This is a genomic window from Novosphingobium sp. BL-52-GroH (genome assembly GCF_044813085.1).
GTDB lineage: Bacteria > Pseudomonadota > Alphaproteobacteria > Sphingomonadales > Sphingomonadaceae > Novosphingobium.
In genome coordinates this window covers 2,653,204-2,670,633 of the sequence record NZ_CP171152.1, presented here as the reverse complement: position 1 = coordinate 2,670,633, position 17,430 = coordinate 2,653,204, and the positions used below count along the sequence as shown (strand labels likewise).

Here is a 17,430-nt window from a genome sequence, read left to right as displayed (position 1 = left end):
CACGCTTCATTTTCCGTCACCCTGAAACGAGTTCAGAGTGACGGGCATTGCGATGACGGGCCTGGCGATGACGGGCTTGTCGGGGCAACCTTGTGGGCGATGCCCGCCCAGATCAGTCCGCGATCATCTGGAAGAATTCGCGCCCGCCGAAGATGTGGACGTGCAGGTGCGGCACTTCCTGGTGCCCCGCCCGGCCCATGTTGACCATCAGCCGGTAGCCCGGCCCGTCGAGTTCCAACTGGCGGGTGACGTTGCCCACCGCGCGCATGAAGCCGGCGATCTCGGCGTCGCCCGCCTTGGCGGTGAAATCGTCCCAAGAGACGTAAGGGCCCTTGGGGATCACCAGCACGTGCACCGGCGCCTGCGGGCGGATGTCGTTGAAGGCCAGGGCGTGCTCGTCCTCGTAGACTTTGGAGCACGGCAGTTCGTCGCGCAGGATCTTGGCGAAGATGTTGTTGGCGTCGTAGGGCAGGCGGGGGTCGATAGGCATCGGTCTCTCCGGGTGGCTACGGGATCAGTCCCTGGGGCGTGCGGCCTTCTCGGCGATGCCGGAAACGCCTTCGCGCCGGTCCAGCTCGGCCAGAACCGCGGCCAGCGGCACGTCCTTCGCGGCGAGCAGGACCATGAGGTGGAACACCAGGTCCGCCGCCTCGCCGACCAGCGCCTCGCGGCTTTCGGTGAGGGCGGCGATCACCGTCTCGGTGGCTTCCTCGCCCAGTTTCTGGGCGATCTTGCCCGGGCCCTTCGCGGCGAGGCGGGCGACGTAGCTCGAATCGGGATCGGCGCCGAGCCGCTGGGCGATCGTGGCTTCGAGGCGCGCGAGGGTGTCGGGACTGCTCATCCTGCGCCAAATGCGGCGCGCGGGAGGCGCGGTCAAGCGCCTCGTCAGTCCTCGCCGCGCTTGGACGAGAGCTTGCGGCCGATGGCGACGCCGACGACGCCCAGACCGAGCAGGAACATGCTGCTCGGTTCGGGCAGCGGTATGCCGCCCGCGGCATAAGCGGGGCTCGACGCCACGACGGCCGGGACGAGCGCAGGCAGGTATCTGAGGAATTTCACCGGGGGGGTTCCTGCGAGTCGAAAGGGACTGGAAAGGCCGATCGGCCTTCTGCCGCATTGCAGCAAGGGGAGTTACACGGATGTCCCGATACGGGGCGATCGGGCGCGGAGTGTTACAGGTCGCCTCAGCCGCGGGCGGGTAGTCCGGCCGCGCGCAGGGCCGCGTGGGCCTCGCCGACCGAGTGCTTGCCGAAGTGGAAGATCGAGGCCGCCAGCACCGCGCTGGCATGGCCTTGCGTCACGCCGGCGACGAGGTGGTCGAGATTGCCCACGCCGCCGCTGGCGATCACCGGCACCGAGACCGCATCGGCGATCGCGCGGGTCAGTTCGAGGTCGTAGCCGTTCTGCGTGCCGTCGCCGTCCATGGAGGTGACCAGCAGTTCGCCCGCGCCGTAGTCCGCCAGCTTCACCGCGTGCCCGAGCGCGTCGATCCCGGTCGCCTTGCGGCCGCCGTGGGTGAAGATTTCCCAGCGCCCCGGCCCCACCCGCCGCGCGTCGACCGAGGCGACGATGCACTGCGAGCCGAACTTCTCGGCGATGTCGGCCACCACTTCGGGGCGCGAGACGGCGGCGGAATTGACCGCCACCTTGTCCGCGCCCGCCAGCAGCAGCGCACGCGCGTCTTCGGCGGTGCGCACGCCGCCGCCCACGGTGAGCGGCATGAAGCAGACCTCGGCCGTGCGCTGGACCACGTCGAGCAGGGTGCCGCGCCCCTCGTGGCTGGCGGAAATGTCGAGGAAGCACAGCTCGTCCGCCCCGGCTGCGTCGTAGGCGCGGGCCTGCTCCACCGGATCGCCGGCGTCCTTGAGATCGACGAAGTTGACGCCCTTCACGACGCGCCCGTCACGGACGTCGAGGCAGGGGATGACACGGACACGCACGGTCATGGCTTCACTCCACGGGCTTGAAGAACAGCAGCACCGCGAACAGCGCCACGACGCCGCAGACGGCGACGTTGAAAGCGGTATAGGCCCAGAACTTGCGCGGATCGTCCGCACGCCGCACCGCCACGGTGGACCGGCGGCGGCTGAACAGCATCATCCGGACATGGCCCTCGCGATAGTCGCGCCACGCCCACAGCACGCCGGGCACGAAGATGGCGAGCGCCAGGACCGCGATCAGGCGGTTCTCGTTCACCCCTCGCGCTCGGCCATCTGGATCGCGGCGGCAAGGTCGAGCCGCCCGTCGTAGAGCGCGCGGCCGGTGATGACGCCTTCGATGCCGTCCCGGGCGTGAAGCGCGAGCAGGCGGATGTCGTCGAGGCCCTTGACGCCGCCCGAGGCGATCACCGGCAGGTCGGTGCGGCGCGCAAGCTCGACGGTGGCGTCGATGTTGACGCCCTTGAGCAGTCCGTCGCGGCCGATGTCGGTGAACAGCAGGCTGGCGACGCCGGCATCCTCGAAGCGGCGGGCCATGTCGACGATCGAGACGTCGGAGACTTCGGCCCAGCCCTCGGTGGCGACCATGCCGTCACGGGCGTCGACGGCGACGACGATGCCGCCGGGGAACTCCTTCGCCATGTCCTTGACGAACTGCGGGTCCTTGAGCGCGGCGGTGCCCATGACCACGCGGCTGACGCCGAGGTCGAACCAGCCCGCCACGGCCTCGGGGGTCCGGATGCCGCCGCCGAGCTGGACGTGGCCGGGGAACACCTGGAGGATGCCCTCGACCGCCTCGCGGTTCTCCGCGCGGCCCGCGAACGAGCCGTCGAGATCGACCACGTGGAGGAACTGCGAACCGGCCTCGGCGAACAGCATCGCCTGTGCCGCCGGGTCGTCGCCATAGACGGTGGCGCGCGCCATGTCGCCTTCGGCCAGGCGCACGACCTGGCCCTGCTTGAGGTCGATGGCGGGGAATACGATCATGAGTGTAGTTCCTGAAACTTGCCTGGAAGGGGCCCGACGGCATGGCGCGCCCGGTCTATGAAGGCCTGCCCTGTCCCACTCACGGCTCCCACTCCAGGAACCGCGCGAGCAGCGCCAGACCGAAGCCCTGGCTCTTTTCGGGGTGGAACTGCACGCCCACGACGTTGTCCCGCGCCACCGCCGCGACGAGACCGCCGCCATGGTCGGTCATCGCCGCCACGGTCGCGCCGTCCTCGGGGGCGAAGTGGTAGGAGTGCAGGAAATAGGCCTCGCCCGCGTCGATCAGCCCCTGCGCCGGGTCCTTGCGGCCGAGCGAGACGTCGTTCCAGCCCATGTGCGGGATCTTGATCGCCGGGTCCGTGCGCTCGATCAGGCGGACTTCGCCCTCGATCCAGCCGAGCCCCGGCGTGATGCCGTGCTCCAGCCCGCGCGTGGCGAGAAGCTGCATGCCGACGCAAATGCCCAGGAACGGCGCGCCGCCGACATGGACCCGCTCGTTCATCGCCTCGACCATGCCGGCGATGCCCCACAGGCCCGCCGCGCAGGCCTTGAACGAGCCCACGCCCGGCAGGACGATGCGGTCCGCCGCGCGCACGACGGCGGGGTCGGCGGTGATCGCCACGTCCTCGGCCCCCGCCGCGCGCAGCGCGTTGGCGACCGAGTGGAGGTTGCCCGCCCCGTAGTCGATCAGCGCCAGCGTCATCCGGCAAGGCCTGCGATGCTGTCGTCGAGGAAGCCGTGGGCCCACTCGATCACGTCGATACGGGCGACGCCGCCCTTGACGAAGGGGTCCTGCGACGCCAGCGCCTCGACCGCCTCGCGGCTTTCGCCCCGGGCCAGGATCACCCCGCCCTCGCGCGGGACCTTGCGGCCCCAGCCGAGCAGGTGCCCCGCGGCATGCTGCGCACGCAGCCAGGCGACGTGCTCGTCGAGCAGGGCGTCGACCTTGTCGATGGGCGCGATGTAGGTGAGCGAAACGATGAAGCTGGCCATGTCAGAGTGTCGCCTGTCCCAGGATGCCCTTGGTCGACGGGATCGCCCCGCCCTTGCGCAGATCGAGTTCCACCGCCTGCCGCATGGCACGGGCGAAACCCTTGAAGATGCCTTCGCAGATGTGGTGGTTGTTGCTGCCGTAGAGCAGTTCGATGTGCAGGGTGATGCCCACCGCCTGCGCGATCGAGTGGAACCAGTGCTCGACCATCTCGGTATCGAACTCGCCCAGCTTGTCCTGCGTGAAGGCGGCTTTCCAAACCAGGTACGGACGCCCCGAAATGTCGAGCGACACGCGGCTCAGCGCCTCGTCCATCGGCGAGTTCACGTCGCCGTAGCGGCCGATGCCGGCCTTGTCGCCCAGGGCCTGGGTGATCGCCTGGCCGATGGCGATGGCGCTGTCCTCGGTGGTGTGGTGCTGGTCGACGTGGAGGTCGCCCTTGATGCGGCAGGTGATGTCGATCAGCGAATGGCGGCTGAACTGCTCGATCATGTGATCGAGGAAGCCGATCCCGGTCGAGACCTGGTAGGCCCCGGTTCCATCGAGGTTCACTTCGACGAAAATGTCGGTTTCGTGCGTCTTGCGGGTGATCGAGGCTGTGCGCATGGCTGCGCCTATAGACCCGTGGGCGACGGAATCAATTATGCTTGCCCTTCTTTGGGCACCAAGTGCCTTCGAAATGCGTTTCACAAGCAATCTTCGGTCGCTCGAAGGTTGCCCGGGCCGGTATGATTCGGGCGACGATCTAGGGAAAACCCGGTCGACCGTTCAAATTTACGCTCGAACACGCTTGACCGGCCAAGCAAGCATGAGCACGTAGGGCGCGATGAACGACACCCCGCCAGACAGCATGATCCCCTACGACGAAATCGTACAGGAGGCCCTGCGCGCCGTCGTCGGGCGCGTGCTCGGCCAGGTCGAGGCCGCCGGCGGCGTCCTTCCCGGCAGCCATCACTTCTACATCACCTTCAAGACCGGCGCCCCGGGCGTCAGCATCCCGGCGACGCTCAAGGCCCGCTTCCCGGACGAGATGACGATCGTGCTCCAGAACAAGTTCTGGGACCTGGGCGTGGCGGAAAACGGCTTCACGGTCAGCCTCAGCTTCAACCAGATGCCGGCCAAGCTGGACATCCCGTTCTCGGCGATCACCGCCTTCGTCGACCCCGCCGTCGATTTCGGCCTGCAGTTCCAGGCCATGGCCGACGACGAGACGCTGGAGGACGACATGTCCACTGCTGCCGGGAACGACGAGGCGGAACGCGACGTCGCCTCGCGCATTACTCCCAGCGAAGACGGCTCCAACGTCGTATCGGTCGATTTCGGCAAGAAGAAGTGATCGGGCGTCCCGCCCGCATCTGACAGGGCGCAGGCGATGGCTACGAAACTGAAGGACCAGGCCAGGAAGGCCGCAATGGCCGTCAAGGTCCCCCCGGTCGGCCTCAAGAAGCTGGCGGACAACGGCGGCGAACTGCACGGCCCCAGCCCCAATCCCGCGACCAACCTGGTCATCGCCGACATCGTGCTGCGCACCGGCACCACGCTCGCGCGCCGCGCCGTCGAGCGCGGGGTGCTGGGCACCAGCTATTCCCCGCGCAAGGCCAAGTCGATCCTGAAGGGCCGCACCATCACCGAGACGCTGCTCCACGGCGCCCTCGCCCGCGTGGCGCTGGGCTCGATCCCCGGCGCGATCGCGGTAGGCGGGGCGCTGGTGGTGAAGACGCTCTACGACCGCAGCCGCGAACGCCACGCCCGCGCCGAAGGCGCGGCGGACCTGCACGAAATGGCCAAGGACGGCGCAGAGGAGTAAGCCTTCAAACTCCGTCGTCCCGGGCTCGACCCGTGACCGCGGGCAAGGCCACGCCCACCGCGCGCCAGAATGCAGCGTCACCGTGGCCCATCGCGAGCCATAGTCTCGAGAGTACCGCGCGGACCCGGATCAAGTCCGCGAAGACGATACCCGCGCCCCCTTGATTTGCGCGCGAAGCCCCGCCATCGGGGGCCATGGTCCATTCCGATCCCTCCCCCGCATCCACCGGCACCCTGTCGCGGCGCGGCCTGATGTTCATCATGTCCTCACCCTCGGGCGCGGGCAAGACGACGATCTCGCGCATGCTCCTCGAGCACGACCCCCACATCTGCAACTCGGTCTCGTGCACCACCCGCCCGCCCCGCCCCGGCGAGGTCGACGGCAAGGACTACCACTTCGTCAGCCAGCAGGAGTTCGACCGCATGGCGGACGACGGCGAGTTCCTGGAATGGGCGACCGTCTTCGGCTACAGCTACGCCACCCCCAAGGCGCAAGTGAAGGCCGGGCTCAAGGACGGCCAGGACTACCTGTTCGACATCGACTGGCAGGGCACCCAGCAGCTCTACCAGAAGCTGGAGCGCGACGTCGTGCGCGTGTTCCTGCTGCCTCCCAGCATCGAGGAACTGCGCCGCCGCCTCACCGGCCGCGGCACCGACAGTGCCGCAGTGATCCACGGCCGCATGGAACGCGCCCGCTCGGAAATCAGCCACTGGGACGGCTACGACTACGTGGTGGTCAACGACGACATCGAGAGCTGCTTCGAGCAGGTGAAGAAGATCCTCGCCGCCGAACGCCTGCGCCGCGCAAGGCAGACCGGCCTGATCGGCTTCGTGCGCGAACTGATGCAGCCGGGGGATTGACCCCCGCCCCCACCCCCCGCCCTCACCCCTCGCCGCACGCGACACGAAGGAGCAAGGCAATCCTTGTCCTACGCGCCATCCCGCGATAGGCGCCACCGCACGCAAACCTGACCCCATCCGGAGATCCACCCCATGTCCGACCTCGCCGCCCAGATCGAAGCCGCCTTCGACGCCCGCGACACCGTCACCCCCGCCAGCGACGACGTGCGCGCGATCGTCGACCAGGCGCTCGACCTGCTCGATTCGGGCGCGGCGCGCGTCGCCGAGAAGATCGACGGCGAATGGGTCGTCAACCAGTGGCTCAAGAAGGCCGTGCTGCTCAGCTTCCGCCTGAACGACAACGCCGTGGTCGACTACGGCGCCGCCGGCGCGCCTGCGTTCGACAAGGTGCCGCTCAAGTTCGCCGGCTGGGACGAGGCCGCGTTCAAGGCCGCCGGCGTGCGCGTGGTCCCCGGCGCCGTGGTGCGCCGCAGCGCCCACATCGCCAAGGGCGTGGTGCTCATGCCCAGCTTCGTGAACCTGGGCGCCAGCGTCGGCGAAGGCACGATGGTCGACACCTGGGCGACCGTCGGCTCGTGCGCGCAGATCGGCAAGAACGTGCATATCTCGGGCGGCGTCGGCATCGGCGGCGTGCTCGAGCCGCTGCAGGCCGGCCCCGTCATCATCGAGGACAACTGCTTCATCGGCGCGCGTTCGGAAGTGGCCGAAGGCGTGATCGTGGGTGAAGGCGCGGTGCTGTCGATGGGCGTGTTCCTCGGCGCCTCGACCAAGATCGTCGACCGCGCCACCGGCGAAGTCCACATCGGCCGCGTGCCGCCCTACGCGGTGGTCGTCCCCGGCGCCCTGCCCGGCAAGCCGCTTCCGGACGGCACCCCCGGCCCCTCGCTCTACTGCGCCGTGATCGTCAAGACCGTCGACGCGCAGACCCGCTCGAAGACCGGCATCAACGAACTGCTTCGCGACTAACTCCCGGTTGCGCGGGACGGGCGGCGGAACGCCGCCCGCCTTGGCGTGTTGTTCGATACAAAGGCCGTCTCCGGCGGCCTGGCAATCGGAAGGCACGCCATGGAAACCCGCGGTGAGGAAGTCCATCTCGACAAGCAGGAAGCCCGCGCCGGCGAGACCACCGGCACGGTACGTTACGTCCTGCTGACAAGTCTCGTACTGGCGGTGATCGCCATGGCCGCGATCTGGATCACCGGCGCGGCCACCACGCCCGAGACCGGCGGCGCGGCGGATACCCACAAGGCCGTCGTCGAAGAAGCCGGCAAGACGCCGTGACCGCCCGGCTGCGCAAGGGCGCTCGCGTCCGCTGGAACTGGGGCCAGGGCTCTGCCGACGGCAGGATTGCCGAGCGTTTCGAACGCCGCGTCACCCGCACCATCGCGGGCAAGCGCATCGCGCGCAACGGGACCCCCGACAACCCCGCCTACCTGATCGAGCAGGACGACGGTTCGCGCGTCCTCAAGCGCGGCTCCGAACTGGAACACGCCTGACATGCACCTCGATCGCTTCGTCGCCGCGCAGGACGGCCTGTTCGACGAGGTCCGTGCCGAACTCGTCGAAGGCGAGAAGCGCAGCCACTGGATGTGGTTCGTGTTCCCGCAGGTCGCCGGGCTCGGCTCGAGCCAGATGGCGCTGCGCTATGCCATCGAGGGGCTTGGCGAGGCCAGGCGCTACCTCGCGCATCCGGTGCTCGGCGCGCGGTTGGCGGAATGCACCCAGCTCATGCTCGGCTGGGCCGGCCGCCGCAGCGCCTTCGCCATCCTCGGTCCGGTGGACGCGCTCAAGTTCTGCAGTTCGATGACCCTGTTCGAGCTGGCCGCGCTGGAAGGCGGCGATGCCGATCGCTTCAGCCACGCCCTCGACGCATTCTGCCAGGGTCGGCGCGACGAGCGCACACTGGCCCTGCTCGACCTCATCCCCGCAGGACCGGCCGCCTGACGCCTGCGAAAAAAATTTCGGCCACGAAAAACCCGGGAACTTTCTGCGGACATCGGTGTTAGCGAAGACGGCCCGAAAAATAGAGCGGTCATATGGTCCGCCGTCGAGCCGACGGGAGAGACGCAATGCAACGTTTCGGAGAAGAGGTTCACCTCGACGACGACGAGGCACGCGGGGGAAGTACGCCGCACATCGTCCGCTATGTCCTCTTCGCCAGCCTCATCCTCGCGATTCTGGCGATGTCCGCGATCTGGATTTCGCGCGCCTGGTACGAATCGCCCGAAAACGGTCAGGCCGTGACTGCCGAACAGCACGCGCTGGGAAGCTGAAACGCCGGAGGATATGAAGGCGATTGCAGGGAAAGTGGCAGGAGCCGTCCGCGTGGCGGTTGCCGAACGTAGCCTCGCGGCTGCGATCCCACCTCGTTGCCGACCTGTCGCCCCCCGACGAAAGTCCGGTTCCGATTGCCGACGGCTCCTGTCAAATCTGACGACAAAAGTCGCCATCTCCTGTGCCGACAGGAACTAACTGCAAAGCATTGCCAACTTGTTAACGCGCCTGAAATGCGGGGCATCTGCGAGGTTCGAGGGCAGCGCACCGGGACTGTAAGCTTGTCCGACAGGGCGCGCACAAATCGAAGGCCACCCTGCCGTCATTTCTCCGGCGCGGCGGCGGCGAACGCCCTCACAGCAGGGCTTGTGCGAGGGCGCGCCAGTGAGGAAGCAGCGCGTCGAACGTGCCGCCTTGCGGCCCCGCGATCACCTGCAGGCAGACGTGGTCCGCTCCCGCGTCGAAATGGGCCTGGACCCGCGCGGCCGTCTTCTCCACGCTGCCGATGGCGAACAGCGCGTCGAGCAGGCGGTCGTCGCCGGCATCGATCTCCGCCTCGCTGAAGCCCAGGCGCAGCCAGTTGTTGCGGTAGTTGGGCAGGGGAGCATAGGTCCCCAGCACGCCGAGCGCCAGTTCGCGCGCCTTCGCCGGGTCTTCCTCCAGGATCACGCCCTGCTCGGGCGCCAGCAACGGTCCTTCGCCAAGGATCGCGCGCGCCTGCGCGGTATGCTCGGGGGTGACGAGGTAGGGATGCGCGCCGGCGGTACGCTCACCCGAGAGCGCCACCATCTTGGGCCCCAGCGCCGCGAGGCACACGTTGTCGCGCGGCATCCCCGCCGCGAACAGGCCGTCGAGGAAGGCCGAGGTCACTTCCAGCGGCTTGCCCCACTTCTCGCCGATGATCGGGCCGTGGCTGATGCCCAGGCCCAGCAGGGTGCGCGCCTTCGCCGCCTCGGGCAGGCCCGCGAACCACGCGGCAAGCTGCGCCGGCTCGTGCTTCCAGATGTTGAGGATGCCCGTCGCGATCGTCATCCGCGCGGTGGCGCCGAGCAGGCGCTCCACGTCGGCGGGAGCGCCATCGTCGATCCCGCCCGGAATCCACACCGCGCCATAGCCCAGCGCATCGAGTTCCTCGGCCGCCGCGCTCGACCGGGCCTTGTCGCCGAAGCGCATCTCCAGCGACCAGAGGCCGATCTTGCCGATGGTAGGTACGCTCATGGCTCTCTCCCGAAATCTTCGCCCGCGAACCTGGGGTAGCCGGCCCGCGCCATCAAGGCCCTTTGCGCCGGCCAAGCGCGTGCCATCGCTCGAGCGGGCAAATCGCCGGCACGCGCACCGGTCCAAGCCGCTACTTGATCGCGCCCGGCCCTCGGACTAGCCCATGGACATGGGAGAGTTCGACTACATCATCGTCGGCGGGGGCAGCGCGGGCTGCGTGCTTGCCAACCGCCTCAGCGCCGATCCGAAAGTGCGTGTCCTGCTGCTCGAAGCCGGCGGCAAGGACGACTACATCTGGATTCGCGTCCCCGTCGGCTACCTCTACTGCATCGGCAACCCGCGCACCGACTGGTGCATGTCGACCGAGATCGAGGAAGGGCTGGACGGCCGCGCGCTCAAGTACCCGCGCGGGCGCGTGCTGGGCGGCTGCTCGTCGATCAACGGCATGATCTACATGCGCGGCCAGGCCGCCGACTACGACGGCTGGCGCCAGGCCGGCAACACGGGCTGGGGCTGGGACGAGGTCCTGCCGTACTTCACCCGCGCCGAGGACCACTACGAAGGCGCGAGCGAATTCCACGGCGACGGCGGCGAGATCCGCATCGAGAAGCAGCGCCTGCGCTGGGACATCCTCGAAGCCTTCCGCGAGGCCTGCGGGCAGCACGGCATCCCGCACACGCACGACTTCAACACCGGCGACAACGAAGGCGCCGGCTTCTTCCAGGTCACCCAGCGCAAGGGCTGGCGCTGGAGCGCGGCGGACGCCTTCCTGAAGCCGGTGCGCAGTCGCGCCAACCTCAAGGTCGAGACCGGGGCGCTGGTCGATCGCGTGATCGTCGAGCAGGGCCGCGCGGTGGGCGTCGCCTACGCGCTGGGCGGGACGAGGCGCGAGGCGCGCGCGGGCGGCGAAGTGATCCTGGCCGCCGGCGCCATCGGCTCGCCCGCGATCCTGGAGCGCAGCGGCATCGGCGACGGCGCGCGGCTGGCCGAACTGGGCATCGCCACTGTGCTCGACCGGCCTGCGGTGGGGGCCAATTTGCAGGACCACCTGCAACTGCGCTGCGCCTGGCGCGTCTCGGGCGTGGCGACGCTCAACGCCCGCGCCGCGAACCTGTTCGGCAAGGCGCTGATCGGCCTCGAATATGCGCTTCGCCGGACCGGGCCGATGGCGATGGCGCCGAGCCAGTTGGGCGTCTTCACCCGCAGCCACCCGCGCTACGCCACCGCCAACCTGGAATACCACGTCCAGCCGCTGAGCCTGGCGGCTTTCGGCGGCGCGCTCGATCCGTTCCCCGCCTTCACCGCCAGCGTGTGCAACTTGCGTCCGGAAAGCCGGGGCACCAGCCGCATCGCCAGCGCCGATCCGGCTATCGCGCCGTCGATCCGCCCCAACTACCTCTCCGCCGAGGAGGACCGTCGCGTCGCCGCCGAGGCGATCCGCATCACCCGTGGCATCGTCGCCGAGCCCGCCCTCGCCCGCTATCACCCCGAGGAAGTTCGCCCCGGCATCGCCTTCCAGAGCGAGGAGGAACTGCAGCGCGCCGCCGCCCAGATCGGCACGACCATCTTCCACCCCGTCGGCACCGCGGCGATGGGCGCGGTGGTGGACCACCAGCTACGCGTCACCGGCATCGCGGGCCTGCGCGTCATCGACGCCTCGGTGATGCCGGCGATCACCTCGGGGAACACCAATGCACCGACGATGATGATCGCCGAGAAGGGGGCGGAGATGGTCCTCGCGGCGGGGCGCAGGTAGGCTGGGCGGACTCAACCGCTCGTCTCCGGTCAAGTCGGGGACGACGTGAAAAGCTCCTCAGACCAGCAGTTCCCGCGTCCGCGTGACGATTTCGCCCACGTAGTCCCGCACCGCCCGCCCGCTCTGCGCCGCCGCCATCAGCGGGACCTCGAGCCCCAGCACCTGCCCGCGCGGCAGGGCTTCGACGAATTCGCGCATCGGCAGTTCGCCCTGCCCGGGGATCATGCGGCCGGACATCGCCTCGATCATGTAGTCCCCTTCCGCCTTGCGCGGGGCGTCGCTGAGCTGGACGTGGCCGATCAGCGCCGGGTCCAGCTCGGCGATCTCGCGCACTTTTCCGCCCGAGCGGAAGAAGTGCAGCGAATCGATCAGCACCGTCGCCTGGCCTTCGCCGATATGACGGACCGCCTCCAGCGCCTCGGCCAGTGAGCGGATGGTGAAGGCGGGGCAGAACTCGATCGAGAACTCCATGCCGCGCTCCCCCGCCATCGCGGCGAGGGTGGCAAGCTGGTCGAAGGCCCGTGCGCGTTCGACGCCCATGTCGACGGCGTTGACCCGCAGCGCGCCGAGCTGGGCGAAGAGGTCCATGTCCGCCGCGCGTTCGGTGGCATCGAGCGTGGCCGAAACGCCCAGCCCTTCGGCGATCGAGATCGACACGCCCCGATCGGCCAGCACGGCCTTGAGTTCACGGCGCAGGCCGGCGTCGTCGCGCAGCGACCAGCCGGGATAGCCGTGGGGATTGAACCGCTCGGGAAGCTGGACCAGCCCCATCGAGACGGCGGTGCAGCCAAGGTCTGCGGCGAGCGTCACATGTTCGACCGGGCCGAGCCCGAGCACCGTCAACAGTTCGAGCCCAAGCGGATGCGGCATTGATGCGATTCCTCTCCCGTATGACTACGAGTATACAGTCTTGGACGGGAACGGGCACGGGCAATCTCGCCTCAGCGCAGCACACCTTCGCGGCGCTTCGTCACCGCATATCCGAGCAACGCCAGCGCCACGGCCCAGATCACCACGGCAAGGATGATGCTGTCCGCGCCGGTCATGCTCGCGGGCGGTTCCGAGGCAAGCTGCCATGCCTGGTTGACCGCCAGTCCCAGCAGCGATGCCGCGAAGGCCGGGACCGCCCAGCGCGAGCGGGCCAGCAGGCACAGCGCCCCGGCCAGCCCGCCCCCGACGCCGAGCGCCCAGGTGAACATCGACCACGTCGGCGCGGCGTCGAGCCAGTCGATGACCTCGCGCGGCAGCGGCGCCAGCCAGGCGGCGTTGCGCGTCGCGGTCATGGTGAAGTCGAGGCAGCCGAACGCGTTCCACGCAAGCGCCGCCAGGGCGACCAGCCAGTAGCGCCGGCCGGGCCTCGTTTCCTCGTTTCCGGCAACTCTCGCCATCGCCCTCGTCCCCCAGGTTCGCGCGCAGGCTACGCCTGTCCCCATGGTCGCGCAATCGGCCCTCTGCGGGATGACGTTTGCACCATGAGCCCCTAGATAGGCTCCATGGCCGACCTCTTCGCCGATGACCTCCCGCCGCCGCAGGCCCCCGACGCCCTGCGCGAGGATGCCCCGCTCGCCGATCGCCTGCGCCCGCGTGCGCTGCCCGATGTCGTGGGGCAGGAGCACCTGACCGGGCCGGAAGGCGCGATCGGGCGGATGGTGGCGGCCGGGCGCCTGTCCTCGATGATCCTGTGGGGGCCACCCGGCACCGGCAAGACCAGCATCGCGCGCCTGCTCGCCGATGCGGTGGGGATGCGCTTCCATGCCGTCTCGGCGGTGTTCTCGGGCGTGGCCGACCTCAAGAAGGCCTTCGCCGAGGCCGACGTCGCCGCGAAGGCCGGCCAGCGCACCCTCCTCTTCGTGGACGAGATCCACCGCTTCAACCGTGCGCAGCAGGACGGCTTCCTGCCTTTCGTCGAACGCGGCACCGTGACGCTGGTGGGAGCGACGACCGAGAACCCCAGCTTCGCGCTCAACGCGGCGCTGCTCAGCCGCGCCCAGGTGCTGATCCTGCACCGCCTCGACGCTGCGGCGCTGTCCGCGCTGCTGGGCAAGGCCGAAGACCTCGAAGGCCCGCTGCCGCTGACCCCGCCCGCGCGCGAGGCGCTGGTCGCCTCGGCCGACGGCGACGGGCGCTTCCTGCTCAACCAGGCCGAGACGCTCTACGCCGCACGCATTCCCGAGCCGCTCGACCCGGCGGGCCTCGGCCAGTTCCTGCAGCGGCGCGTGGCGGTCTACGACAAGGACCGCGACGGGCACTACAACCTCATCAGCGCGCTGCACAAGTCGCTGCGCGGATCGGACCCGCAGGCCGCGCTCTACTACATAGCACGCATGCTCACGGCCGGGGAGGAGCCACTCTACGTCCTGCGCCGCCTCGTCCGCTTCGCCAGCGAGGACGTCGGGCTCGCCGATCCGCAGGCGCTGGTGCAGTGCCTCGCCGCCAAGGACGCCTACGAATTTCTCGGCTCTCCCGAGGGCGAACTGGCGATCGTCCAGGCCTGCCTCTACCTCGCCACGGCACCCAAGTCGAACGCGGCCTACGCGGCGTTCAAGGCCTCGTTCAAGGCCGCGCGCGAGACCGGATCGCTAAGCCCGCCCGCCAACATCCTCAACGCGCCGACCAAGCTGATGAAGGACATCGGCTACGGCAAGGACTACGCCTACGACCACGATGCGCCGGACGGCTTCTCTGGTGACGACTACTGGCCCGAGGAAATGGGCCCGCAGGTCTACTACGAACCCGTCGAACGCGGCTTCGAGCGCGAGGTGAAGAAGCGCCTCGAATGGTGGGACAGGAAGCGGGCCGAGCGGCGGGAAGGGTAATGGGCGAATAAAGAAGGCTTACGTCGTCCCGGACTTGATCCGCGATGACGATGGATCATGAAACCGATGCACTTCCGCAACTTCCTCGCCATCGACTGGTCCGGCGCACTGGGCGAGCGGCAGAAGGGCATCGCCCTGGCCCTGTGCACGCGGGGCGAAGAGGCCCCTCGCCTGCTCGCCCCGCCCGGCCACGCCCGCTGGTCTCGCGCCGACGTGCTCGACCTGCTCGCGGGCCACCTGCCCCCCGACACCCTCGTCGGGATGGACCTCGGCATCTCGCTGCCCTTCGCCGACGCCGGCGCCTTCTTTCCCGGCTGGGCGCAGAGCCCGCCCGATGCCCGCGCCCTCTGGGCCCTGATCGACGCGGTCTGCGCGCCCGATCCCCACCTCGCCGCCGCCAGCTTCGTCGACCACGACGACCTCAGCGCCTATTTCCGCCGTCACGGCGGACGCGAGGGGGTGCAGTTCCACTTGCCCGGCGCCCTGCACAAGCGCGGCCGGATGCGCGTGACCGAGGCGGCGCAGGCGCGGGCCGGGTGCAAGCCCTATTCGAACTTCAACCTCGTCGGCGCGGCGCAAGTCGGCAAGTCGAGCCTCACGGGAATGCGGCTGCTGCACCGGCTTGGCGGGCGCCTGCCGGTCTGGCCGATCGACCCGCTGCCCGCCCGTGGCTCGCTGGTGGTCGAGATCTACACCACCCTTGCCGCCGTCGCCGCCGGCCGCACCGCGGGTCGCGCCAAGATGACCGACCACGCCGCGCTCGACGCCGCGCTGGTCCGACTGGGCTCGCGGCCCGCGGGCGGCAGCGGCGCGATCGACGACCACAGCGCCGACGCCCTCGTCACTGCCGCCTGGCTGCGCACCGCCGCCCACCGCGCCGAGCTGTGGCACCCGGGCGAACTCACCCCCGAACTCGCCGCCACCGAGGGCTGGACCTTCGGCGCGCCCTGACGCACAACCTGCTCCATAATCAGGGAGCCCCCAATTCCATGAAGTCCGTTCTGCTGGCAGGCATCGCCTGCCTCTCGCTGGCCGCCTGCGCCACGACGCCGCCGCCCGCCGACACCGTCGCCACGACGACCGCCCCGTCCGCCCCCCGCGCGACGTGGCAGCAGTTCGTCCGCAAGTCGATCGACCAGTGGTTCGCCACCGACCCGTCCTTCGCGATCTACGAAGGCGCGCACCAGTACGACGGCAAGCTGCCCGACTGGAGCGAGGCCGGCCTCAAGGCCCGCGGCGCGTTCCTGCATTCGGTGATCGACGAGGCCGCGACGTTCACCGACCTTTCCGACGCCGACCGCTTCGAGCGCGACTATCTCGTACAGGTCGCCAAGGGCCAGCTGTTCTGGCTGGAGGACGCCGACCAGCCGCACACCAACCCCTCGTTCTACATCAACGGCGGGCTCGACCCGAACGTCTACGTCAGCCGCGACTATGCCGACAAGCCGACGCGGATGAAGGCGATGATCGCCTTCTTCAAGGCCGTGCCCGCACAGGCCGCCAACATCCGCGCCAACCTGCCCGCGGCGATGCCGGCCAGCTTCATCAAGCTGGGCAAGGACGGTTTCGGCGGCCTCGCCGGATACTATCGCGGCGATGCCCGCGCCGCTTTCGCCGACGTCGCCGACCCGGCGCTCCAGGCCGACTTCAAGGACGCCTCCGAAGCCGCAGCCGCCGCCATGAGCGCGGTCGCCGACCAGGTCGCCAGGGCCACCCCGACTCAAGCCTTCGCGCTGGGCGCGGACAAGTTCTCGCGCATGGTCGCCGCCACCGAGGCGGTCGACGCCCCGCTCGACCAACTGGAGGCGGCCGGCCGCGCCGACCTCCTGCGCAACCAGCAGGCGCTCAAGGCGGCCTGCGCGAAGTACACCCCCGGCAAGACCGTCCAGCAGTGCTTCGACAAGATGCGCGCCGACAAGCCGGAAGGCGGCCCCGTCGCCGAGGCCCGCCGGGAGATCCCCGACCTCGCGGCCTTCGTGCGCAGCCACGACATCGTCACGATCCCCGGCACCAGGCTGGCGCAAGTCGAGGAAAGCCCGCCCTACAACCGCGCGAACTCGGCCTATATCGACCCGCCGGGGCCGCTGGAGAATGGCGGCTCGTCGATCTACTACATCTCGCCGCCTGACCCGGCGTGGTCCAGACAGATGCAGATGGACTACATCCCCGGCAAGTCCGACCTGCTGTTTACCACCGTCCACGAGGTCATGCCCGGCCACTACCTGCAGTTCCTCCATTCCAACGCCGCGCCCTCGATGGTCGGCAAGCTCTTCGTCGGCTACGCCTATGCCGAGGGCTGGGCCCACTATGCCGAGGAGATGATGCTGGAGGCGGGGCTGGGCAACGGCGACCCCGGCGTCCAGGTCGGCCAGATCTCCAACGCGCTGCTGCGCAACTGCCGCTACCTCTCGGCGATCGGCCTCCACGCGCGCGGCATGACGCAGGCGCAGTCGAAGACGCTGTTCATGGAGCAGTGCTACCAGGACGAAGGCACCGCCGAGCAGCAGGCCGCGCGCGGGACTTACGATCCGGCCTACCTCAACTACACGCTAGGCAAGCTGATGATCCGCAAGCTGCGCGCCGACTGGACCGCCACGCGCGGCGGCCGCACCGCGTGGAAGGCCTTCCACGACGACTTCCTCAGCCGCGGCGGCCCGCCGATTCCGCTGGTCCGCCAGGCCATGATGCACGAGGACGCGCCGCACGCGGTTTTCTGAGCCTGTGGTTTTCCCACTGGACCGGCGCCCCCCGCTCGCGGTAAGGGCCCGGACCTGCCGCAAGGCA

General features: G+C 69.3%; 24 protein-coding genes. 12 read left to right on the top strand and 12 right to left on the bottom strand.

Annotation, left to right across the window (positions count from 1 at the left end; all coding sequences use genetic code 11):
• Positions 1-112 precede the first annotated feature (112 nt).
• The 9 genes from ACFFDA_RS25580 to hisB all read right to left on the bottom strand — a co-directional run bounded on the left by ACFFDA_RS25580 (position 113) and on the right by hisB (position 4,521).
• Positions 113-490, bottom strand: coding sequence for a histidine triad nucleotide-binding protein (locus tag ACFFDA_RS25580; protein WP_404480080.1), 378 nt, complete (start codon positions 488-490; stop codon positions 113-115).
• 24 nt (positions 491-514) lie between these two features.
• Positions 515-841 (bottom strand): phosphoribosyl-ATP diphosphatase, encoded by a 327-nt coding sequence (locus ACFFDA_RS25575; protein WP_404480079.1) that lies wholly within the window; start codon positions 839-841, stop codon positions 515-517.
• Between the two features lie 44 nt (positions 842-885).
• Positions 886-1,059, bottom strand: coding sequence for a PEP-CTERM sorting domain-containing protein (locus tag ACFFDA_RS25570; protein ID WP_404480078.1), 174 nt, complete (start codon positions 1,057-1,059; stop codon positions 886-888).
• A 125-nt stretch (positions 1,060-1,184) separates the two neighbouring features.
• Complete coding sequence (hisF, locus tag ACFFDA_RS25565) at positions 1,185-1,946, bottom strand: imidazole glycerol phosphate synthase subunit HisF (RefSeq protein WP_404480077.1); 762 nt, start codon at positions 1,944-1,946, stop codon at positions 1,185-1,187.
• 4 nt (positions 1,947-1,950) lie between these two features.
• Positions 1,951-2,196, bottom strand: coding sequence for a hypothetical protein (locus ACFFDA_RS25560; protein WP_404480076.1), 246 nt, complete (start codon positions 2,194-2,196; stop codon positions 1,951-1,953).
• A complete protein-coding gene (hisA, locus tag ACFFDA_RS25555) occupies positions 2,193-2,924 on the bottom strand; it encodes a 1-(5-phosphoribosyl)-5-[(5-phosphoribosylamino)methylideneamino]imidazole-4-carboxamide isomerase (protein ID WP_404480075.1) in 732 nt (243 codons plus the stop codon). Before hisA ends, ACFFDA_RS25560 begins: the two co-directional genes overlap by 4 nt.
• Before the next feature lie 79 nt (positions 2,925-3,003).
• Entirely contained in the window at positions 3,004-3,627 is a 624-nt protein-coding gene (gene hisH / locus ACFFDA_RS25550; protein ID WP_404480074.1) for an imidazole glycerol phosphate synthase subunit HisH, read from the bottom strand.
• Positions 3,624-3,917, bottom strand: coding sequence for a YciI family protein (locus tag ACFFDA_RS25545; protein WP_404480073.1), 294 nt, complete (start codon positions 3,915-3,917; stop codon positions 3,624-3,626). The genes hisH and ACFFDA_RS25545 overlap by 4 nt, the downstream gene beginning before the upstream one ends.
• Position 3,918: 1 nt before the next feature.
• Positions 3,919-4,521, bottom strand: coding sequence for an imidazoleglycerol-phosphate dehydratase HisB (hisB, locus tag ACFFDA_RS25540; RefSeq protein ID WP_404480072.1), 603 nt, complete (start codon positions 4,519-4,521; stop codon positions 3,919-3,921).
• 220 nt (positions 4,522-4,741) lie between these two features.
• Between hisB and ACFFDA_RS25535 the strand changes: the two genes are divergently transcribed.
• From ACFFDA_RS25535 to ACFFDA_RS25500, 8 genes are all read left to right on the top strand, one after another.
• A complete protein-coding gene (locus tag ACFFDA_RS25535) occupies positions 4,742-5,251 on the top strand; it encodes an SspB family protein (protein WP_404480071.1) in 510 nt (169 codons plus the stop codon).
• Positions 5,252-5,287: 36 nt separating this feature from the next.
• Entirely contained in the window at positions 5,288-5,722 is a 435-nt protein-coding gene (locus ACFFDA_RS25530; protein ID WP_404480070.1) for a hypothetical protein, read from the top strand.
• A gap of 194 nt (positions 5,723-5,916) precedes the next feature.
• Positions 5,917-6,582 carry a guanylate kinase gene (gene gmk / locus ACFFDA_RS25525; protein WP_404480069.1) on the top strand — a complete coding sequence of 222 codons (666 nt, stop codon included), beginning with the start codon at positions 5,917-5,919 and terminating at the stop codon, positions 6,580-6,582.
• 132 nt (positions 6,583-6,714) lie between these two features.
• Positions 6,715-7,548 (top strand): 2,3,4,5-tetrahydropyridine-2,6-dicarboxylate N-succinyltransferase, encoded by an 834-nt coding sequence (dapD, locus tag ACFFDA_RS25520; RefSeq protein ID WP_404480068.1) that lies wholly within the window; start codon positions 6,715-6,717, stop codon positions 7,546-7,548.
• A 99-nt stretch (positions 7,549-7,647) separates the two neighbouring features.
• Entirely contained in the window at positions 7,648-7,863 is a 216-nt protein-coding gene (locus ACFFDA_RS25515; RefSeq protein WP_404480067.1) for a hypothetical protein, read from the top strand.
• On the top strand, positions 7,860-8,078 hold the full coding sequence (locus tag ACFFDA_RS25510) for a DUF2945 domain-containing protein (RefSeq protein ID WP_404480066.1): 219 nt from the start codon (positions 7,860-7,862) through the stop codon (positions 8,076-8,078). The genes ACFFDA_RS25515 and ACFFDA_RS25510 overlap by 4 nt, the downstream gene beginning before the upstream one ends.
• A 1-nt stretch (position 8,079) precedes the next feature.
• Entirely contained in the window at positions 8,080-8,526 is a 447-nt protein-coding gene (locus ACFFDA_RS25505) for a DUF1810 domain-containing protein (RefSeq protein WP_404480064.1), read from the top strand.
• A 125-nt stretch (positions 8,527-8,651) separates the two neighbouring features.
• A complete protein-coding gene (locus ACFFDA_RS25500; protein WP_404480063.1) occupies positions 8,652-8,855 on the top strand; it encodes a hypothetical protein in 204 nt (67 codons plus the stop codon).
• Positions 8,856-9,210: 355 nt separating this feature from the next.
• Here ACFFDA_RS25500 and ACFFDA_RS25495 read toward each other — a convergent pair whose 3' ends face one another.
• Positions 9,211-10,074: a TIGR03620 family F420-dependent LLM class oxidoreductase gene (locus ACFFDA_RS25495; protein ID WP_404480062.1), complete on the bottom strand. Its 864-nt coding sequence runs from the start codon at positions 10,072-10,074 to the stop codon at positions 9,211-9,213.
• 169 nt (positions 10,075-10,243) lie between these two features.
• Here ACFFDA_RS25495 and ACFFDA_RS25490 point away from each other — a divergent pair, with 169 nt between their 5' ends.
• Entirely contained in the window at positions 10,244-11,830 is a 1,587-nt protein-coding gene (locus ACFFDA_RS25490; RefSeq protein WP_404482875.1) for a GMC family oxidoreductase, read from the top strand.
• A gap of 57 nt (positions 11,831-11,887) precedes the next feature.
• Here the strand turns inward: ACFFDA_RS25490 and ACFFDA_RS25485 are convergent, their stop codons facing one another.
• A complete protein-coding gene (locus ACFFDA_RS25485) occupies positions 11,888-12,700 on the bottom strand; it encodes a sugar phosphate isomerase/epimerase family protein (protein WP_404480061.1) in 813 nt (270 codons plus the stop codon).
• A gap of 71 nt (positions 12,701-12,771) precedes the next feature.
• Positions 12,772-13,218, bottom strand: a complete 447-nt coding sequence (locus tag ACFFDA_RS25480) for a hypothetical protein (RefSeq protein WP_404480060.1) — start codon at positions 13,216-13,218, stop codon at positions 12,772-12,774.
• A 105-nt stretch (positions 13,219-13,323) separates the two neighbouring features.
• Between ACFFDA_RS25480 and ACFFDA_RS25475 the strand changes: the two genes are divergently transcribed.
• The 3 genes from ACFFDA_RS25475 to ACFFDA_RS25465 are packed head-to-tail and all read left to right on the top strand — an operon-like array spanning position 13,324 to position 17,363.
• Positions 13,324-14,646, top strand: a complete 1,323-nt coding sequence (locus ACFFDA_RS25475) for a replication-associated recombination protein A (RefSeq protein WP_404480059.1) — start codon at positions 13,324-13,326, stop codon at positions 14,644-14,646.
• 57 nt (positions 14,647-14,703) lie between these two features.
• Entirely contained in the window at positions 14,704-15,597 is an 894-nt protein-coding gene (locus tag ACFFDA_RS25470) for a hypothetical protein (RefSeq protein ID WP_404480058.1), read from the top strand.
• Between the two features lie 38 nt (positions 15,598-15,635).
• On the top strand, positions 15,636-17,363 hold the full coding sequence (locus ACFFDA_RS25465) for a DUF885 family protein (protein WP_404480057.1): 1,728 nt from the start codon (positions 15,636-15,638) through the stop codon (positions 17,361-17,363).
• The last annotated feature ends 67 nt before the right edge of the window (positions 17,364-17,430 follow it).

Excerpts from the sequence above, each read along its gene's own strand:
- ACFFDA_RS25485 (WP_404480061.1), bottom strand. The coding sequence starts at position 12,700 with ATGCCGCATCCGCTTGGGCTCGAACTGTTGACGGTGCTCGGGCTCGGC.
- ACFFDA_RS25575 (WP_404480079.1), bottom strand. The coding sequence starts at position 841 with ATGAGCAGTCCCGACACCCTCGCGCGCCTCGAAGCCACGATCGCCCAG.
- ACFFDA_RS25530 (WP_404480070.1), top strand. The coding sequence starts at position 5,288 with ATGGCTACGAAACTGAAGGACCAGGCCAGGAAGGCCGCAATGGCCGTC.
- dapD (WP_404480068.1), top strand. The coding sequence starts at position 6,715 with ATGTCCGACCTCGCCGCCCAGATCGAAGCCGCCTTCGACGCCCGCGAC.
- gmk (WP_404480069.1), top strand. The coding sequence starts at position 5,917 with ATGGTCCATTCCGATCCCTCCCCCGCATCCACCGGCACCCTGTCGCGG.
- ACFFDA_RS25465 (WP_404480057.1), top strand. The coding sequence starts at position 15,636 with ATGAAGTCCGTTCTGCTGGCAGGCATCGCCTGCCTCTCGCTGGCCGCC.
- ACFFDA_RS25475 (WP_404480059.1), top strand. The coding sequence starts at position 13,324 with ATGGCCGACCTCTTCGCCGATGACCTCCCGCCGCCGCAGGCCCCCGAC.
- hisH (WP_404480074.1), bottom strand. The coding sequence starts at position 3,627 with ATGACGCTGGCGCTGATCGACTACGGGGCGGGCAACCTCCACTCGGTC.
- hisA (WP_404480075.1), bottom strand. The coding sequence starts at position 2,924 with ATGATCGTATTCCCCGCCATCGACCTCAAGCAGGGCCAGGTCGTGCGC.
- ACFFDA_RS25580 (WP_404480080.1), bottom strand. The coding sequence starts at position 490 with ATGCCTATCGACCCCCGCCTGCCCTACGACGCCAACAACATCTTCGCC.
- ACFFDA_RS25495 (WP_404480062.1), bottom strand. The coding sequence starts at position 10,074 with ATGAGCGTACCTACCATCGGCAAGATCGGCCTCTGGTCGCTGGAGATG.
- ACFFDA_RS25470 (WP_404480058.1), top strand. The coding sequence starts at position 14,704 with ATGAAACCGATGCACTTCCGCAACTTCCTCGCCATCGACTGGTCCGGC.
- ACFFDA_RS25545 (WP_404480073.1), bottom strand. The coding sequence starts at position 3,917 with ATGGCCAGCTTCATCGTTTCGCTCACCTACATCGCGCCCATCGACAAG.
- ACFFDA_RS25500 (WP_404480063.1), top strand. The coding sequence starts at position 8,652 with ATGCAACGTTTCGGAGAAGAGGTTCACCTCGACGACGACGAGGCACGC.
- ACFFDA_RS25490 (WP_404482875.1), top strand. The coding sequence starts at position 10,244 with ATGGGAGAGTTCGACTACATCATCGTCGGCGGGGGCAGCGCGGGCTGC.
- ACFFDA_RS25505 (WP_404480064.1), top strand. The coding sequence starts at position 8,080 with ATGCACCTCGATCGCTTCGTCGCCGCGCAGGACGGCCTGTTCGACGAG.
- hisF (WP_404480077.1), bottom strand. The coding sequence starts at position 1,946 with ATGACCGTGCGTGTCCGTGTCATCCCCTGCCTCGACGTCCGTGACGGG.
- hisB (WP_404480072.1), bottom strand. The coding sequence starts at position 4,521 with ATGCGCACAGCCTCGATCACCCGCAAGACGCACGAAACCGACATTTTC.
- ACFFDA_RS25480 (WP_404480060.1), bottom strand. The coding sequence starts at position 13,218 with ATGGCGAGAGTTGCCGGAAACGAGGAAACGAGGCCCGGCCGGCGCTAC.
- ACFFDA_RS25515 (WP_404480067.1), top strand. The coding sequence starts at position 7,648 with ATGGAAACCCGCGGTGAGGAAGTCCATCTCGACAAGCAGGAAGCCCGC.
- ACFFDA_RS25535 (WP_404480071.1), top strand. The coding sequence starts at position 4,742 with ATGAACGACACCCCGCCAGACAGCATGATCCCCTACGACGAAATCGTA.